Raw genomic sequence first — 18384 nt, 5'->3', positions numbered from 1 at the left:
GCATCAGGTCGGCACCTTGGAGGCTAAGGCGGGGCAATGCCCTTGGCAAGGGTTTGCCTGACCGGATCGAGAGGTTGTCAACTCCTCTTGTCCAGGCCGTTTTTGGCCGTCCACCACCACTGCCCGGAGCGACGGAAAGGCGGCGAAGAGGGAAACAACAGTGGATGACCGGCGGCTTTCACGATCACAACTGTGTTGCCGGTGCTGTCGGTGGTTCGTAGAGTATGGACAACTTCCGCACGCTGTCGACGGACGCGCGGAAGGAAGCGGACTCACGAAGACCTCGGGGGATCAGAGGGTGGGAATGCTCGAGCAGCCGCACTTCGGGCGACGGCTGAGGAAACTCCGGCTCGAACGAGGGCTGAGCCAGGCGGCGGTCGTCGGTGAGGGCATGTCGACGGGGTACCTGTCACGGCTGGAGTCCGGTGAGCGCCGGCCCACCCCGCGCGCCGCCGCCTACCTGGCCCAGCGGCTCGGCGTCGACGTGTCCGCGCTGAGCGAGCCGCTGGGCTGCGATTCCCTCAGCCACGCGCTGGCGTCCGCGTCCTCGGCTCCCCCGGGCACCGACAGCACCGTCGCCCTGCTCCACGCGCTGCGGGACGACGAACGCGCGGACCCCGCCAGCCGCTGGCAGGCGCTGTGGCTGCTCAGCCGCATCGACGACCGCAACGGCGACTACGAGGAGGAACGCGGCCGGCTGCGCGAACTCATCGATCTGAGCGAGCTGTTGGCGGTGCCGGAACTGCGGGTGCGGGCGCATGTCCAGTACGCGCGGTGCCTGCGGGCCCTGGGTGACCTGGGGACGGCGGAGGCGGCGGCCGTGACCGCGCTGGCCATCGCGCGCGAGGAGGAGCTCCAGGCTGCCGACACCATGACCGCGCTCGTGATGCTGATCGGTGTCGAGACCGAACTGGGCAGGCTCGACGCGGCCGGCCGGCACGTCCACGAACTGGAGCGGGACCTGCTTCCCTCGGCCACCGCGCCCCAGGCGGCCGAGGCCCTGTGGACCGCGTCCGTAGTCAGCCATCGTCAGGGGGACCACACCGCCGCCCACCATCGTCTGGAGACCGCCCTCGGCCTGCTCCAGGGCGGGGACGACCTGGAGTTGTGGACGCGGCTGCGCACCGCCGCGACCGCCGCCGCGCTGGAGACGTCCCCGCCCCGGCTGGAGGCGGCCCGGCGCTGGCTGGGCGAGGCCGAGGCGCTCGTCGAGCTGACCGGCATACCACTGCACGGCCAGGAGCTGCAGGCGCTGCGTGCCCAACTGGCCTTCCACGAAGGACGGTTCGACGAGGCCCGGGCGCTGTGCCGTGCCCTGCCGCGCGGCGACGAGCTGCGGCTGCCCTATCGGGACCGGGTGCGGCTGGCCGTCCTCGAAGGCCGGCTGACCATCCTGGACGGCCGCGTGGAGGAGGGCATAGCGGCCTTGCAACGCCTCGGTCACCAGGCGGCGGACGCACGGAACCTGGACCTGGCCGCCCATGTCTGGCAGTCCCTGGCCACGACCCTGGCCCAGGTCCGCACACCGGCGGGGTCCGAGGCGGTGGTCTCCGCCTGCGGCCGCCGGTGACCGTTTCCGCTCGGCTGCGCGTCGCCGCGTCCACCCGGTCACAGGAGGCGCCGGGTGGCGCGCACGGCCGCTCGCGTGCCATACGAACGGCCGGTTCCGGTCGTCGGCTGACGAACCCGTCGTGGAGACCACGCGGCCGCCAGCTCGTCAGCCTGTTCACGCTGCCGCTCGCCTTCCTGTCCGAGCGGGAGGCCGCCTGACGCGACGGCCGCGCCACCGGTACGACTCCGGTGGCACCGGCCGCACGGCCCGGACCCGGCGCGGGACTCTCCGGCCGTCGGCAGGCGTCCGTGGCCGCTCCGGCGGCCTCTAGGGTGTTGCCCACACACGCCCGCCCACCGGCCCGGAGATGCCATGCCCGCGCAGATGAAGCTGCTCGCGATCACGCTCGACTGCCCCGACCCGCCGGCTCTGGCGGCGTTCTACCAGCAGGCCACCGGCCTCGAACCGCACCCGGAGTCGGACGCCGGGTTCGCGGGTCTCCACGGCGAGCACGGACTGTTCATCGGCTTCCAGCGCGTCGACGACTACCGGGCTCCGAACTGGCCCGGCCAGATCGTTCCCCAGCAGCTTCACCTCTGCTTCAAGGTCGAGGGAACCCTGGACGAGGCCGAGGCCCGGCTGCTGGAGCTGGGCGCGGGCAAGCCGGACCACCAGCCACACGGGGACGGGGCGCGGGTCCTCACCGATCCGGCCGGGCACCCCTTCTGCATCAGCACCCGCTGAACACGGCGCGGCGCCGGCCACCGGGCGAGGGCGTCACGACGGCGCCGCGTAGCAGTGGACGGCCACCGTCTGGTGCGGACTCCACCGCTGCTCGACCGTGGCCATCAGCTCCCAGCCCAGCCGCTCGTACAGGGCGGTCGCCGCGGTGTCGGACGCGACGACGTCGAGCACGGGATGCAGACCGCGCCGCCGCGCCTCCTGCACCGCCCGGCCGATCAGCAGGGCACCGATCCGGTGCCCCCTCGCCCGCGGGGCGACGAACAGCCTGCCGACCACGGCGGTGCTGCCCCGCTCCGCCCCGGTCCGCTCGCTGAACAGCGCCGGGGCCAGATCGTCTTCACCGCCTCGCGACAGGCTGACGTGCCCCGCCAGGGCGCCGTGGAGTCCGGCGACCCAGGAGCCCAGCACGGGACCGCGTGACAGCCACTCGCCGGGCCGGTCCGGCCAGTTCACCGGATAGCCGTCGCGCGCGTGGACCTCCGCGAGGATCCGCACGCACTCCTCGACATCGCCGTCGGCCCGCTGCCGGACCCAGCGGCCGGGCCCCTCCGCACGCAGCGCGGTGCTCTCGCTGTTCATCCGGGCATGGAAACACAGGCCGCACCGTCACGACCAGCCACTTTCGATGCGGTGGGCATCTGCCGCCGCCTCAGGCGGGCTCCACCCCGGCGGTGTTGTCCGGCCGTTCAGGTCTGCTCCGCCGCCAGCGCGCACAGTTGTGAGCGGTTGGGCAGTCCCGTCTTGGCGATCAGGCTGGCGATGTGCTTCTCGACGGTGCGCGGGGAGATGTAGAGCCGGGCCGCGATCTCCTTGTTGCTGGGGCGGTCGGCGAGCAGTTGGAAGATCTCGTACTCGCGGACCGTCATGCCCTTCAGCCGCAGCTCGGGCGGTATCCGGTCGCTGCCGGTGCGGTACTGGCGCACCGGTGCGCCGATCGCGCGGAGCAGGGTGCGGCAGGCGCCGGCCACTGCCGTGGCGGAGGTCTCTCGGAAGTGGTGCTCGGCTTCCCGCAGCCATCGTTCTGGTTCGCCCCAGCCGAGCGCGTGGGCCTCCTCCGCGACCAGCCGCTGCCCCAGGTGGCGGGCGGTGGGGTAGGGCGCGCCCGCGTCCTGGGCGAGGAGTGCCGTGCGGCCGGCCGCCTCGGGCCGGCCCTCCCGGCCGAGCAGGACGGCCTCGGCGAGCAGGACGAAGTGACGGTTCCACCGCATCCGGCCCGGGGCGCCGGCGGCCACCCGGTCGAGGCGGGCACGGCCGGTCCGGCCGGCCAGGACGTCGAGCAGCAGGCCGAGGCCGTGCCGTCCGCTCAGATGGAAGGTGCTCGGGTTCTCGGTCTCCAGCGCCTGGAGGTCGGCCATGACCCGGTCCGCCTGTTCCCGGTCCTCCTCCAGCAGCGCGCAGAAGACCCGGGCCAGGCCGAGGACCAGCGGCTCCTCGGGCGAACCGCTCCCGTCCCAGCGCCCGAAGTCGGTCAGGGCCTCCTCCATGGCGGCCCGGTCGCCCTGGTGGGCCGCCAGCACCGAGCGGGTCATCAGCAGGTAGCGGGCCACCGACGTCAGTTTCAGGCGGGCCGCCATGGTCAGCGTCTCGTCGCCCAGCGCCCGGGCCGCGCCGAACCGTCCGGACAGCACGTCGTGCAGGGTGAGGATGCCGTCGATGTCGTAGACGATGGTGACCGCGCCCAGCCGCCGGGCCTCCGTGCGGGCCTCCTCGAGGGTGGCGGTGCCGCCGTCGTCCAGCCACCGGATGCCGCCGAGCCGGGTGAGCGCGTACATCCGCTGCAACGGCAGGCTGTGCCGCTCGGCGGTGCTCATCGCCCGTTCCAGGTAGGTGCTGGCCTCCGACAGGTCGCGTTCGCGGGCGACCACGCCCAGCAGCTCCCACGCCTGGCAGGCGACCAGGGGCAGGCCGTGCCGCTCGGCGGTGCCGAGGGCTGCCCGGGCCAGCCGCTCCGCCCGCTGGGTGCGGTCCTGTCCGGGCGTGTCGAGGCACAGGTACGCCTCCACCACGTCGGTCAGCGCGGCGTGCGCCTCGTCCGGCGCCGTCCCCAGCAGGGCGCGCGCCCGCTCGATCTGGTTGTTGCCGTCGGCCCAGCGGCCCGCCATGTACGCCACGTGCGCGAGGCGGGTGTGCAGGGCGGCCAGCCGGGCCGCGCCCAGGCCGGCACCGACGAGTTCGCGCAGGCTCCCGGCGAGACTGAGCGCGCGGGTCAGGTCCCCGGTCTCCGCGAGCGCCGGCAGCAGCGCCTCCAGGGCCTCGGCGCGGGCGGTGGAGTCGCCGCCGCCCGCCAGCAGCCGTTCGGCGCGGTCGAGCAGCGCGACCGCGGAGCCGACCGCGCCGTCGGCGAGGGCCCGGCGCCCGGCCTCGGTGAACAGTTGGCCGGCCCGGACGGGGTCGCCGGCGTCGGCGCGCAGGGTGGCCGCCAGGGGGCACCAGTCGCCGGGCAGGCCGGGGTTGAGGGTTTCGATCGCGTTCGCGCCCTGGTGGGACAGGGCGGCCCGGGCGGTCGGGGTGAGCTGCGCGAGCAGTGCCTCGGCGGTCAGCGGATGCTGGAAGGCGTACCAGTCGGGGGCGGGTTCGTCGGCCGCGACCAGCCGGGCCGCCACGCTCGCGTGCAGATGGCTGAGCAGGCTCCGGTCGTCGAACCCGGTCATCGCCTGGAGCACCGACAGGGGGAAGCGCCGGCCCAGTACGGCGGCGGCGCTGAGCAGGGTGCGCCCCTGCGGGCCGAGTTGGTCGATGCGGTGGATGGCGCCTTCCAGCAGCGCCCTCGGCATGTTGCGGCGCAGGTCGCCGGCGACCCGCCAGGCGGTGCCCTCGCGGACGAGCGCGCCGCCGGCGACCGCGCCCTGGAGGAGTTCCTCGACCAGGTACGGGATGCCCGCGCTGTCCTCCGAGAGCTGGACGAGCACCTCGGCCGGCATCGAGCCGGGGTCGGTGTCCAGGCAGGAGGCGATCATGCGGCCGACCTCGTCGGCGTCCAGCGGTGCCAGCCGGAACAGCGTCGCGCTGTGCCGGCGGCCGGCGGACTCGGCGAGCCGCAGGGCCTCGCCGGGCTCCGACCGGACGGTGGCCACCAGCATGAGCGGCTGCTGTCCGAGGTTGTCCACCAGGTACTCGACGACGGCGAGGGTCTCGGTGTCGGCGTCGTGCAGGTCCTCCAGCACCAGCAGACAGCCGTTGTCGCGGCCGGCGGAGGCGAGCAGCCGCAGCACCGCCTCGGCGAGCACCACCGTCGAGCCCTGGTCGGGGGCGCCGGTGCTCCAGCCCGGGATGAGCCGGCCGAGGACCGGGCGGTACGGCCCGAGGCTCGCCTCGTCCGGGGTCACCCCGCCGCGGGACAGCGGCATCAGGGCCTCGGTGAGGGGCCGGAGCGGCACCATCGGCCCGATGGTGCTGCTCCGGCCCTTCAGGACCCGGACCCCGGCGTCCAGCGCCGACCCGATCAGCTCGGCGACCAGCCGGGACTTGCCGATGCCGCCCTCCCCGACCAGGAACGCCGTGGCCCCGCGCGAGCGCTCCAGATCCCCCAACAACTCGCCGAGCTCGTTGACTTCGGCCGCACGGCCAATGAGATGAGCTGCCCGAAGACGCATACCTCCGGATAGTAGTCACTCCTCCCCCGAAGGTCGCACGTCTGCTCGGTTACACCGTGCGTGACGGCAGGTCAGCCGGGCACCGACACGGTGGTGATGGTGGCGGAGGCCAGCTCGACCACCAGGCCGCTGCCGAGGCTCATCCCGGCCAGCGCCCGGGTCCGGGCGCACGCCCCGTTCCAGCGGACCAGTCGGATCTCGCCGGCCGGGTCGGTGACCGCCGTGGACGCGCCCGTGGCCTCGCCGTGGACGGAACCGTTCTGCGGGAAGTGGGACATGGGGCTTCCTTTCCGTGGGGACCGGTCCGCTCCGGGACCGTTCTTCGGGTGACTGTCGCGCTGTTCGATCGACGAGGTGGTCAGGGCGCCCCCTGCGGGCACCGGGTCGTACCGGGCCCTCAGCCCCGTCCGCCGTCCCGGGCGGCGCCCAGCAGCAGGACCGAGGGCACGGTGTCGGCGAAGCCCAGCCGGAGCAGGGCGTAGCCGATGCCCGACAGCCCGGTGAGCAGGCCGGGCGTCGGTATGTGACCGGGGGTCCCGCAGCGGGGCCCCCAGTCCTGGAGCAGTCCGAGGACCAGGCCGGTCCGGCCGGTCAGGCTGCTCCGGGCCTCGGCGTGGCCGCGTCCGGCGAGGGCGGCCAGCGCCTCCGTCACGCCCAGTTCGCCGTGGCACGGGCTGAGGTCGGCCACCGGCGGGTGCCCGGTGAGCCGGCAACTCGCGTCGCGGGCCGGGCCCTCGCCCGCCCGCGGACAGAGCCCGGCGTCGGCCGCCGCCAGCACCACGCCGGCCGTACCGGAGCACCAGCCGGCGTCGAGCCGGTCCGCCGCCGCGAGTGCGGCGGTCAGCCGGGCCCGGCCGGCCGCGCCGGCCCGCTCGGCCAGCGGGCCGCCGGCGAACCGGGCGTGCCGGGCGAGCGCCCAGCCGATCCCGGCCTCGCCGAAGGCGAAGCCGGGGCGTTCCGGTGCCCCGTCGCCGGCCGGGGGCAGCCGCAGCAGCCGTTCGGCGATCCGGTCGGCGAGGCCGGCCGCCTGCGGCAGCCCGCGCTCGTGGTGCACCGCGTGCAGGGCGGCGAGCGCCCCGGCCAGACCGGCCGACACGTCCGGCGGGGCGTCGTCGCCGTCAGCCGCCAGGGCGAGGGCGTCCAGCGCCGTGGGCAGGCATGCGGCGAGGTCGTCGTCGACCAGGGTGGCCACCCGGGCGAGGGCGTAGCAGATCCCGCCCAGGCCGTCGAAGCCGCCCGGGCCCACGGCCCGGCTCAGCGCCGGGTCGGCGGCCATCGCGGCGACGAGTTCGGGCACGGGGGCGAGGGCCGCCCGGGCCAGCTCGGTGTGCCGGGCGGAGCCGGTGAGCGCGCCGAGCTGGGCCAGGAACAGGGCGACCCCGCTGTAGCCCTGGGCCAGTCCGGCGCCCATGGGCAGCACCGTCCAGCGGTCGTCGACCGCCTCCAGGCCGATCCAGTTGGCCCGCCCGTGCCCGTGGACGGCCCGGCCGGCGATCTCGTCGGCGAGCCCGGAGGCGGCGGCCAGCAGCGCGGAGGGTTCCGGCAGGGCGGCCGGGGCGGGCCGGGCCCGGCGGCCCGCGCGGTGGCGGGGTCCGGCGGCGTCCGGCTCGGTGGACGCCAGGGTGGCCGAGATGATCCATTCCTGGGCGTGGCGGTCGACGGTGCTCATCGCGGCCAGCTTCGCCCGCGCCGAGGCGAGGCCGGAGGTGCCGAGGACGCCGGGCACCGGGCTGCCGTCCGAGGCGAGGACCTCCGGCGAGCCGGGCCGGTGGAAGAAGACGGGGACGTCGCCGTCCCACAGGTCGGCGATCTCGTACTCGATCAGGGACTGGCGGGCCGGGTCGCCGTCCGACTCGGCCCACAGCACCGCGAACATGGCGTCCCGGTCGAGCCCGTCGCGCAGCAACTGCGGATGGGTCGCCTCCTCCAGGAGGGTGGCGTACAGCTTCGTCGGGCGGACCACGAGCCGGCCGACCGCGTCCGCGCCGGCGGCCAGCGGCCCGCCCGGGCCGGAGAGTTCGTCGCGGTGCCGGACGACGGCGTCATACCCGGTGCGGAACCCCGCCAGGACCGCGGCGAGCCGGTCGGCGCTCCGGGGCGCCGCCGCGGGGCCGTAGGGCCGGTTCAGCGCGCCGGTGAACGGTGCCGGGCGGCGCACCAGGCGCATCTCGTCGGTGCCGGCGTCCTCCCAGACCATCCGGGTGTCGGGGGACTGCCCGCCCGGTGCGCCGCCCAGCGCGGAGACGTCGACGGCGCCGAGTTCGCCCATCAGGAGCTGCGGCAGCAGGCAGGTGCGGTGCACCGAGGAGGCGTGTGCCGCGGCGGCCGGATCGGGCCGGGTGGTCCTGCTCTCGCGCAGGATGGGGTGCAGCAGTGTCTCCACGTCGACGAGCACGGGCTGGTCGCCGTGGGCGAGGAGGTTCTCGCAGTGCAGGTCGACCCCTTCGAGGGTGTAGGCCAGCGCGATCAGCGCGCCCTGCCGGCGGTGGAACCGGTCGATCTCGGGCAGCGAACGGCAGGTCCGGTGGTCGATGTACTCCAGCCACCCGTAGCCGTCCCCGGCCACCCAGCGCGGGGTGCGCAGCCCCAGGCCCGGTACCTTCGCGTCCAGCCAGCCGGCCATGTGGTCCAGCAGGGCGTGCTGGTCGACCGGCCGGGGCTTGTAGACGGCGCTGCCGCCGCCGGCGAACCGGAGCACCGCCACGGACCGGCCCTGCTGGTGCAGGTCGCCGAGTCCCAGTTCGACGGTCGCCAGCGGGCCCGGGTCCCGCCCGCCGAAGAAGGTGTCGACCAGCTCCGGCCGGTCGGCGGCAAGCCGCGCCAGCAGTTCGGCGCCGGACCGGGCGGTGTGCCGGCAGGTCAGGGCCAGCAGCCGGGCGAGCACCGGATAGCCGGTGAACAGCCGGATGAGGCCCGCCCGGGTGCCGGCCCGGGCGGCGAAGCCGGCGAAGCGGTCCGCCGCGGTGGCGCCCGGCAGGTCTCCCGCGGTCCGCGCGGCGGCGAGTTCGACGACCAGGGTCCGGGCCGCCGCCTTGGCCAGCCGTCGTGCCAGCCAGCGCGCGTACTGCCGGGCGAACACCGCCGTCTCGCCGGGTTCGGCGCCGCCCGCCGCGGCCTGCCCGGCCAGTTCGGCGACGGCCGCCGCCACCAGCGGGCGCAGCACCGGTTCGAACACGGCCGCCCCGTCCGCCGCGTCGGCGGGCGCGGTGACCGCCGCGCCGGGGACCTCCGCGGGTGTCTCCGGGGCCGCGGCGACCGCGCCTTCCACGAACGCCGCCCACCGCGGCTTGGCGAGCCGGCCGGCCAGCCGGGCCGGGGGTTCGGCGGCGAGTGCCGCCACCAGCCGGGCGTCGGCGCCCAGCCGGGCGGAGCGCACGGACTCGCAGGCCAGCTCGACCACCGAGCGGGTGCGCAGCCGGGCGGCCGGGCCCGCGGCCGGCGCCGCCGGCGGGTGCGGGGCCGACAGCCGTTCGCGCAGTGTCGCGGCCGGCGCCCACCAGGAGGGCGGGGCCTGCGTGGCGGGGCCGGCGGTGTCGGTCGTGGTCACGTCCGCCACTCTGGCAGCGCTGTCACCCGCCCGTACAGGGGAGCACTACCCGTACATTCCTCGGCGGACTACCCATTCGAGGTCGCCACCGCGCCCGCCTTCGCGCCGCCGGCGGGGCGAGGGCGGCCCGGGGGGCGGGCGGGGGCGGGCTTGGGAGCGGGCCCGGGTGCGGCTCGGGAGCGGGCTGAGGGCAGGCGGGGGCGGGTCTACGAGCGGGCCCGACGGGTCCGCGTCCGTGGCGGCCGGGCCCCCGGCGGCACCGGCCGCCCGGCGGTGCCCGGCCGGGCGCGGTGCGGTCGCCGGTGCGCGGCCCGGGGGCGTTGAGGCGGGTACGGGAATGTGGGTGATCGCGCCCCATGCGGCGCGGCGCGCGGGTTGCCGAGACTCCTCGCCGTGAGGTTCGTTCCACGCTGACCGAGGAGTGCACATGGGCAGCCCCCTGCCGCTTTGCGTCGTGGCCCTGGACCCGGTACTCGAAGCCGGCGCCGTCAGCGCCCTGTCCGGCAACCCGGACATCACCCTGGTCCCGCCGGGCGAGAAGGCCGACGTGGCCATCGTGATCTCCGACCGGGTGGCCCGTCAGGAACTCGATCTGGTGAACGCGACCGGGGCCGGCCCGCACCGGCCCGCCGTCATCGTGATCGCGTCCGACCTGTCCCCGGCCGAGGCCGCGGACGCCATCAACGCCGGGGCGCGCGGCCTCCTGCGCCGGCACGAGGTCAACGCCGAGCGGCTGGCGCGGACCGTGGCCACGGTGGCCGGCGGCGACTGCACCGTGCCGCCCGACCTGATCGACGGTCTCCTCGACCAGGGCCCCGAGGCCGGCCCCCATCCCGAGGCGCGGGGGCAGGTGCCGGGCTGGGGCCTGGACGAGCGGGAACGCGCGGTGCTGCGGATGGTGGCCGACGGCCGGGAGACCGACGAGATCGCCAAGGAACTCTGCTACTCCGCGCGGACCGTGACCACCGTGGTCCGCGACATCACCCAGCGGTTCCGGCTGCGCAACCGTGCCCACGCGGTGGCCTACGCCCTGCGGACGGGCCTGCTGTGACCGGCCTCGTCCTGGAGGCGGCGCCGGAGGCCGGCCGGCGCGACGGCCGGCTGCGCGTGCACCTCGGCCCGGCGGGCGGGGCGGCCCGCGACACGGTGGCCGCCGGCCTGCGCCGGGCCGGCATCGAGGTGGCGGCCGTACGGTCCGACGGGGCCGTCCGGGTGGCCGCCGGCCGGACGCCCGGTGCGGCCCTCGACGGCTGGCCCGAACCCGGCGGCGGCCCCCTCCTGCTGGTCGCCGACACCTTCACCGCCGCGGGGGTGCGGCTGGCCGTCCGGGCCGGGGCGGTGGTCTTGCTGCAGACCGCCGAGGCCACGCCGGAGCGCCTGCTCGCCGCCGTCCGCGGTGCCCGGTACGGCGAGGGCAGGATGCCCTACGGCGTCCTGGTCCGCCTCCTCGGCGAGGCGGGCGGCGAGGAGGCGGAGCGTCGGCACCCCGCCCCCGGCTCGCCGCTGACGGCCCGGCAGCGGACGGTGCTCACGCTGGTCGCCGAGGGGCACGGCAACGCGGCCATCGCCCGGCGGCTCTCCTGCTCCCAGCACACCGTGAAGAACGTCATGTACGACCTGATGACCCGCCTCCAGGTCCGCAACCGGGCCCACGCGGTAGCCCACGGCGTCCGCACCGGCCTGATCTGACCCGACCCCGCCGCCGGCCCCGACGGCGCCCGATCCCCTGGGCTCCGGCCCCGGTGCCGACTCCGTCACCGTCTCGGCGGGTGACTCCCTCCGGGAGCGAGAAGCGTTACCGTGTCAGCCGGTGTTCCCGGCCCTGCCAGCGTCGGCGCAGCCAGCGGTCATGGCTGGCCACGACGATCGCGCCGGGGCCTGGGCCCAGGGCGGCCTCCAGTTCGTCGCACAGGGCTGGGGAGAGGTGGTTGGTGGGCTCGTCGAGCAGGAGTAGCCGGGGTGGGCGGGCCACCAGGAGGGCCAAGGCCAGGCGCCTGCGCTGGCCCGCCGACAACTGCCCGGCCGGCTTGTCCAGGTCCGCCTCGGACAGCAGGCCGAGCGAGCCCAGGGGCACCTTCTCCGCCCGCCGCGCGCCCAGCGCCCGCTCATAGGTGTCGCGGGCCGTGCGGTCGGGCCGCTCGAAGACCGTGTCCTGTGTGAGCAGACCCACCGACAGCCGGCGCCGCCGGATCACCTCGCCCTCGGCCGGCAGTTGCCCGGCGAGTACGGCGAGCAGCGTCGACTTGCCCGCCCCGTTGCCGCCCGTGACGAGCAGCCGGTCGGTCGGCGACACCTCCAGACCGTCCAGGGTGAGCCGGCCCGGCACCCGTACCCCGTGGAGAGCGACCAGGGGGCGTGAATCCTCCTCGCTGCGCGCGGCCAGTTCCCCGGCCGCGAACCGCAGCGGGCGGGGCGGCTCGGGGACCCGGGTCCGGTCCAGCTCCTCCAGGCGCCGGGTGGCGTTGCGGACCCGGCGGGAGATCTGGCGCTGCACCCGGCCCGCCCGGCGGCCGTACCCCATCTTCTCGTTGTCGGTACGGCCGCGGTCCGGCGCGACCCGGTGCGCGGTCACGCCGGCGGACTCCCGCAGCGCTTCCAGTTCCTCCTGCTCCGCGGCGAACTGCCGCTCCCAGCGCTCGCGTCGGGCCAGCTTCTCCGCGAGGTAGGTGCTGTAGCCGCCGCCGTAGCGGACGGGGCCGTCCACCGCCGGGTCGAGGTCGATCAGGTCGGTGCAGACGGCGTCGAGGAACGCCCGGTCGTGGCTGGCGACGACGACCGTGCCGGGCATACCGCGGACCTGCTCCTCCAGGAAGGCGGCGGCACCGTCGTCGAGGTGGTTGGTCGGCTCGTCGAGGAGCAGCGCCGACGGCCGGCGGACGAGGAGAGCGGCCAGGGCGAGGCGGCCGCGCTGGCCACCGGAGAGCGAGCCGAGGGTGCGCTCGCGGCCGAACGCGCCGAGGCCGAGCCCGTCCAGGACCAGGGTCGCGCGGCGGTCGGCGTCCCAGGACTCCCGGTCCTGGGCCTGCTCCAGGCGGCGGCCGTAGGTGTCGAGGAGGGCCCGGTCCTCCGGGGTGCGGGCGAGCTCCTGGCCGAGGCGGTCCAGTTCGGCGAGATCCTCGCGGGCCTCGCGCAGCGCCTCGTCCAGTACCGCGGCGAGGGTGGCGTCGGCGTCGTACGGCATCTCCTGCTGGAGGAAGCCCAGGTCGGCGGGGCGGGTGACGCTGCCCGCGTCGGGGTCGTCGATGCCCGCGAGGACTCGCAGCAGGGTGGACTTGCCCACCCCGTTCTCCCCGATGAGGCCGATGCGGTGGCCGGGGGAGGCGGTCAGGGAGATGCCGTCGAGGACGCGGCGCTCGCCGAGGGTGCGGACGAGGTCGTGAGCGATCAGTGCGGACACAGGGGTCCCCCAAGGGTGAGCGGTGGACGGCCCGCCGGGCGTACGGCGCCTCGGACGCGGGCCATGGCACACGTCAACCGCTCACACCTCGGGCGCCCCCGTCTCCTTGAGCGTGCCCTCGGCCAGCCGCAGCCAGCGGTTCACACCGATCTCGGCGAGGAACCTTTCGTCGTGACTGACCACCATGAAGGCGCCCTGGTAGGAGTCGAGGGCGCTCTCCAACTGGCCCGCGCTGACCAGGTCGAGGTTGTTGGTCGGTTCGTCCAGCAGCAGCAGGTGCGGGGCCGGTTCGGCGCACAGGATGCAGGCGAGCGTGGCGCGCAGGCGTTCGCCACCGGAGAGGACGCCGGCCGGGAGGTGGGCGCGGGCGCCGCGGAAGAGGAAGCGGGCGAGCAGGTTCATGCGCTCGGCCTCGGGGCGCTTGGGGGCGAACGCGGCGAAGTTCTCGGCGACCGTGCGGTCCAGGTCAAGGAGGTCCAGGCGTTGGGACAGGTACGCGATGCGGCCGTCGTTGCGCTTGATCTCCCCGCCGTCCGGGGCGAGTTCGCCGGTGACCAGGCGCATGAGGGTGGTCTTGCCGGCGCCGTTGGCACCGATGAGCGCGATGCGCTCGGGGCCGCGGATGGTCAGGTCGACGCCGCCCGGGGCGAACATCTCCCGGTCCCCGAGGCTGACTTGCATGCCCTCGCCGAGGAAGAGGTTGCGGCCCGCGGGCACTTGGGTGTCGGGGAGCTCCAAGGTGAGACGCTGCTCGTCGCGCAGTGCACGCCCGGCCTCGTCGAGGCGGGCCTTGGCCTCGCTGACCCGGGAGGCGTGCATGGTGCCGGACTTGCCCGCGGCCTCCTGGGCGCCGCGCTTCATGGTGCCGGCGAAGATCTTGGGCAGCCCGGCGTTCTTGAGGTTCTTGGAGGCGTTGCTCATCCGGCGCTCGGCGCGTTCGCGGGCCTGCTGCATCTCGCGCTTCTCGCGCTTCAGCTCCTGCTCGGCGTTGCGGACGTTCTTCTCGGCGACCTCCCGCTCGGTGCGCACGGCCTCTTCGTACTCGGTGAAGTTGCCGCCGTACAGGCGCAGTTCGTCGCTGCCCAGCTCGGCGATGCGTTCCATGCGGTCCAGGAGCGCGCGGTCGTGGCTGACCAGGAGCAGGGTGCCGGTGAAGTCCGACAGCACGTCGTAGAGCTTGTGCCGGGCTTCGACGTCGAGGTTGTTGGTCGGCTCGTCGAGCAGGAGGACATCGGGGCGCTTGAGGAGCTGGGCGGCGAGGCCGAGCGAGACGACCTGGCCACCGCTGAGGGTGCTCAGGCTGCGGTCCAGGGTGAGGTCGGCCAGGCCCAGCCGGTCGAGCTGGGCGCGGGTGCGCTCCTCGATGTCCCAGTCGTCGCCGATGGTGGCGAAGTGCTCCTCGGCGACATCGCCGGACTCCACGGCGTCCAGGGCGCGGATGACGGCGGCGACGCCGAGCACCTCGGCGACGGTGAGGTTGCCGACGAGGGGGAGGCTCTGCGGGAGGTAGCCGAGGGTGCCGCTGACGGACACCGAACCCGTGGCGGGCTTGAGTTCGCCGGCGATGAGCTTGAGCAGGGTGGACTTGCCGGAACCGTTGGGGGCGACCAGGCCGGTGCGGCCGGGGGCCACGGTGAAGGACAGGTCCTGGAAGACGGGGGTGCCGTCGGGCCAGGCGAAGGAGAGGTTCGAGCAGACGATCGCGGCGTCGGACATGGAGGCGACCTCGAAGGGGCGGGGCAACGCGCTTGAGCCGCTGCCCGGGGCAGACGTGGGAAAAGGGGTACGACGAAACGGACCACCTCGGCAGCGCTCCTGAGCGCCGGCCGGTGGCCGTCAGATCCGGATCTCACCCGGAGATGTCGTCGTCACCCACCACGTCTGCCACTCCTCGATACACGGTCTACGTCCCGCTCAGCTTAACAAGTCGGCGCAGCGCCCGGCCCGCCTGACTCGTAACGCTCGATGGGGGGTCCGCAGGGGCACCGCGTACGGCGGGGGCAGGGCACCGCCTCTGCTGCTCACCCGGTACGGCTGCTGGGCCGTCGGTGCCGTGGTCCTGGTCGTCGCCCGTCCCTCGGCCGGCCAGCGCCTCCGTCCCCGTCCCCGTCCCCGTCCCCGTCCCCGTCCCCAATGACGGTCCCCGTCCCGGTGGTGGCCGGGGTGGTCCGGCGCGGTCACGGGGCCGGTGTCGTGGGGGCGGCCAGAGACATTGACGCAGGAAAAGCCGCGGGAGGCGCTGCCGCTCCTTCCCTACTGCGCCGCCGGTCCCGACCGGCAAGCTCCGGACATGCCCCGGTCTCCCGGGGCACGCGACGACCTACCCGACTTCCTGGAGGTGAGCCGGTGGACCGCGGTGACGGCCGGACGACGTCCTTCTCGCAGCAACGGCTGTGGTTCCTCGACCAACTGCGGCCCGGCACGGCGGACCATCTGCTGCCGCTGGCGCTGCGCCTGCGCGGCACCCTCGACACGGAGGCCCTGGCCGCCGCCCTGGCCGACGTGACCGACCGGCACGAGGTGCTGCGCACCCGGTACTCGGCCGGCGACGGCGAGCCGCTGGCCCACGTGATGCCGCGGGCCGAGGTGCCGCTGGACAGGGTGGAGGCGCCCGCCGGCGCGGACGGCGTCGCCGCGGTCCTCGACCGGGCGCTGCGCCGGCCGGTCGACCTGGCGGCCGGGCCGCCGCTGCGGGCCACCCTGGCGCGGCTCGCGCCCGACGACCACCTGCTGGTCGTCGTGGTGCACCACATCGCCTTCGACTTCTCCTCCTGGAACATCCTCACCCGCGACCTGGCCGCGGCCTACCGCGCCAGGACCACCGGTGTCCCGCACGCGCTCCCGGCGCTTCCCCTCCAGTACGCCGACCTCGCGGCCCGGCAGCGCGAGCGGGCGGCCGGGCCCCGGCTGGCCCGCAGTCTCGACCACTGGCGCTCGCGGCTGGCGGGCCTGCCGCCGCTGGACCTGCCGACCGACCGGCCCCGCCCCGCCGAGTTCGACGGCACCGCCGACGTGGTCCGGTTCGACCTCCCGGCCGATCTGGTGGCAGGAGCCGACCGGCTGGCCCGGTCCCGCCGCGCCACCCGGTTCATGGTGCTGCTCGCGGCGTTCCAGGCCCAGTTGGGCCGCTACAGCGGACAGAGCGACTTCGCCGTGGGCACCCCGGTCGCCGGCCGCGGCCAGGCCGCCGCCCGGGATCTCATCGGCCCGTTCGTCAACACGGTGGTCCTGCGCGCCGACCTGTCCGGCCGGCCCAGCTTCGGCGAGCTGGTGGACCGGGTCCGGGACGCGTCCCTGGCCGACCTCACGCACGCCGACACGCCGTTCGAGCGCGTGGTCGGCGAGCTGGCGCCGCCCCGCGACCTCAGCCGCAATCCCCTCTTCCAGGTCTCCTTCCTCACCCTGGACGCCGAGGCCGCACCGCCCGACCTGCCCGGCCTGGCGGTCGAGGTGGTGCCCACCCCGGTCGCCGGGACACCGTTCGACCTGGCGCTCGACCTGCTGGGACGCCCCGACGGCAGCATGCGGCTGCGGCTGCAGTACGCCACCGCGCTGTTCACGCCCGCGACGGCCGCCCGCCTCACCGGGGACTACGTCCGGCTGCTGCGCGGCCTGCTCGCCGACCCGGACGAGCCGCTGGTCCACGTCACCGCCGAACTCGAACCGCTGCCCGGCGGTGAGCGCCGCCGCCGGCTCGCGCTCGGCCTCGGTCCCACCCGCCCCGTGCCCGAGGAGACCGTCACCGGCCTGTTCGAACGGCAGGCACGCCGTACCCCGGACGCCGTCGCCGTCCGCTCCGGGGACGGCGAGCTGAGCTACGCGGCACTCGACGCGCGGGCCGACGGGCTGGCGTACCGGCTGCGCGCCCTCGGTGTCGGCCGCGGCACCCGGGTGGGCGTCCTGCTGGAGCGCGGCACCGGGCTGCTCGTCGCCCTGCTCGGCGTCCTCAAGGCGGACGCCGCCTACGTGCCGCTCGACCCGCTGCACCCGGCGCGGCGGATCGGCCACCTGATCGAGGACACCAGGGCCGCCGTGGTCGTCACCACCGGCGCGCTGGCCGACCGGGTGGCCGGCACTCAGGCGCGGACCCTGCTGCTCGACGGCGCGCCGCCGTCCGGCCCGGCGCACCGGCCCGGCCGCTCCACCGGCCCGGACGACCTCGCGTACGTCTTCCACACCTCCGGTTCGACCGGGACGCCGAAGGGCGTGCAGATCCCGCACCGCGCCCTGGCCAACTTCCTGCACGCGATGGCGGACCGGCTGCGGCCGGGACCGGGGACCACCGTCCTCGGGGTCACCACCGCCTCCTTCGACCCCTCGATGCTGGAGCTGTGCCTGCCGCTGCTGGCCGGCGCCCGGCTGGTGCTGGCCGACGCCGAGCAGGCCCGCGATCCGGAGCGCCTGATCCGGCTGATCGGCGAGGCCCGCCCGGATCTGCTCCAGGCCACCCCGTCGACGCTGCGGATGCTGGTCGACACCGGCTGGACCCCCGGCCCCGGCCTCACCGTGCTGTCCGGCGGCGAGAAGCTGCACACCGACCTGGCCGCGGCGCTCGCGGCCGGCGGCGCCGCGGTCCAGGACCTCTACGGGCCGACCGAGGCCACGATCTGGACCAGCGCGGCCCGGCACGGCGCCGACGGGCGGGTACGGCGGTGGACCGCGCTGGACAACACCACCGTCCGGGTGCTCGACGACCGGCTGGAGCCGGTGGCCGAGGGCGTCACCGGGCAGGTCTGCATCGGCGGCGAGGGGCTCGCCTGGGGCTACCGGGGGCGGCCCGCGCAGACCGCCGGCGTCTTCCTCCCCGACCCGCACGCCACCGCGCCCGGCGGCCGGCTCTACGCCACCGGCGATCTCGGCCGGTTCCGCCCGGACGGCTCGCTGGAGATCCTCGGCCGCAGCGACCACCAGGTGAAGATCCGCGGCCACCGGATCGAACCGGGCGAGATCGAGGCCGCGCTGCTCGCTCTCGACGGTGTCCGCGCGGCCGTGGTGCACCCGACGCCGGACGCCGGCGGCGGCCGGCAGCTCACCGCCTACCTGGTCGCGGAGGACGCCGCGCGCCCTCCCACGGCCGACGCCCTGCGCGCCGGGCTGCTCGACGCCCTGCCCCACCATCTGGTCCCGGCCGCCTTCGTCCTGCTGGACGCCCTCCCGACCGCGGTCAGCGGAAAGGTCGACCGCCACGCGCTGCCGGTGCCGGTGCCGCAGGCGGCCGGTCCGGCCGCCGCCCCGCGCACCCCGCGGGAGCGGTCCGTGGCCGCGGTCTGGGAGGAGGTCCTCGGAACCGCCGGGGTCGGCGCCCACGACGACTTCTTCCTGCTCGGCGGGCATTCGCTGCTCGCCACCCGGGTGTCCGTGCGGCTGCGCGCCGCCCTCGGGGTGGACGTACCCGTGCGGGCCCTGTTCGACCACCCCACCGTCGCCGCCCTCGCCGCGGCCCTGGACGGCTACCCGCGGCTGGCCGCCGACGGCCCCCTGCCACGGCTGACCGCCCGCCCGCGCGGCGGCCGCGCGGCCGTCGGCCGCTGACCCCCGTCCGCCCTCTCGC

Annotated in this window: 11 protein-coding genes; 5 read left to right on the top strand and 6 right to left on the bottom strand. The window is 75.7% G+C overall.

The genetic code is table 11. The features are described 5' to 3' along the window. Window positions 1-304: 304 nt before the first annotated feature. Window positions 305-1570 (top strand): helix-turn-helix domain-containing protein, encoded by a 1266-nt coding sequence (locus tag ACZ4SV_RS14715; RefSeq protein ID WP_468004792.1) that lies wholly within the window; start codon window positions 305-307, stop codon window positions 1568-1570. Window positions 1571-1924: 354 nt separating this feature from the next. After that, window positions 1925-2296, top strand: coding sequence for a VOC family protein (locus ACZ4SV_RS14710; RefSeq protein WP_365884081.1), 372 nt, complete (start codon window positions 1925-1927; stop codon window positions 2294-2296). 33 nt (window positions 2297-2329) lie between these two features. On the opposite strand, the gene ACZ4SV_RS14705 is transcribed toward ACZ4SV_RS14710, so the two are convergent. The 4 genes from ACZ4SV_RS14705 to ACZ4SV_RS14690 all read right to left on the bottom strand — a co-directional run bounded on the left by ACZ4SV_RS14705 (window position 2330) and on the right by ACZ4SV_RS14690 (window position 9436). Further along, on the bottom strand, window positions 2330-2875 hold the full coding sequence (locus ACZ4SV_RS14705) for a GNAT family N-acetyltransferase (RefSeq protein WP_468004418.1): 546 nt from the start codon (window positions 2873-2875) through the stop codon (window positions 2330-2332). A gap of 107 nt (window positions 2876-2982) precedes the next feature. After that, window positions 2983-5889, bottom strand: coding sequence for a helix-turn-helix transcriptional regulator (locus tag ACZ4SV_RS14700; RefSeq protein ID WP_468004416.1), 2907 nt, complete (start codon window positions 5887-5889; stop codon window positions 2983-2985). 71 nt (window positions 5890-5960) lie between these two features. Continuing rightward, window positions 5961-6167: a hypothetical protein gene (locus tag ACZ4SV_RS14695; RefSeq protein WP_365882692.1), complete on the bottom strand. Its 207-nt coding sequence runs from the start codon at window positions 6165-6167 to the stop codon at window positions 5961-5963. Between the two features lie 119 nt (window positions 6168-6286). Continuing rightward, window positions 6287-9436: a type 2 lanthipeptide synthetase LanM family protein gene (locus ACZ4SV_RS14690; protein WP_468004413.1), complete on the bottom strand. Its 3150-nt coding sequence runs from the start codon at window positions 9434-9436 to the stop codon at window positions 6287-6289. A gap of 427 nt (window positions 9437-9863) precedes the next feature. Here ACZ4SV_RS14690 and ACZ4SV_RS14685 point away from each other — a divergent pair, with 427 nt between their 5' ends. Both ACZ4SV_RS14685 and ACZ4SV_RS14680 read left to right on the top strand, forming a co-directional pair. Continuing rightward, window positions 9864-10487 carry a helix-turn-helix transcriptional regulator gene (locus tag ACZ4SV_RS14685; RefSeq protein ID WP_468004411.1) on the top strand — a complete coding sequence of 208 codons (624 nt, stop codon included), beginning with the start codon at window positions 9864-9866 and terminating at the stop codon, window positions 10485-10487. Then, the gene (locus ACZ4SV_RS14680; protein WP_468004409.1) at window positions 10484-11125 is read left to right on the top strand and encodes a helix-turn-helix transcriptional regulator; all 642 of its coding nucleotides are present in this window, start codon (window positions 10484-10486) and stop codon (window positions 11123-11125) included. The genes ACZ4SV_RS14685 and ACZ4SV_RS14680 overlap by 4 nt, the downstream gene beginning before the upstream one ends. 106 nt (window positions 11126-11231) lie before the next feature. Here the strand turns inward: ACZ4SV_RS14680 and ACZ4SV_RS14675 are convergent, their stop codons facing one another. Next, window positions 11232-12833, bottom strand: a complete 1602-nt coding sequence (locus tag ACZ4SV_RS14675; protein ID WP_468004407.1) for an ABC-F family ATP-binding cassette domain-containing protein — start codon at window positions 12831-12833, stop codon at window positions 11232-11234. Between the two features lie 81 nt (window positions 12834-12914). Then, window positions 12915-14549 (bottom strand): ribosomal protection-like ABC-F family protein, encoded by a 1635-nt coding sequence (gene abc-f, locus ACZ4SV_RS14670; protein ID WP_468004405.1) that lies wholly within the window; start codon window positions 14547-14549, stop codon window positions 12915-12917. 630 nt (window positions 14550-15179) lie between these two features. Between abc-f and ACZ4SV_RS14665 the strand changes: the two genes are divergently transcribed. Beyond that, a complete protein-coding gene (locus tag ACZ4SV_RS14665) occupies window positions 15180-18365 on the top strand; it encodes an amino acid adenylation domain-containing protein (RefSeq protein WP_468004403.1) in 3186 nt (1061 codons plus the stop codon). Window positions 18366-18384 lie beyond the last annotated feature (19 nt).

It is taken from the genome of Streptomyces sp. NPDC027672 (genome assembly GCF_055566335.1).
The sequence above is the reverse complement of the archived record's forward strand: the minus strand, read 5'-3'. Positions and strand labels throughout refer to the sequence as shown.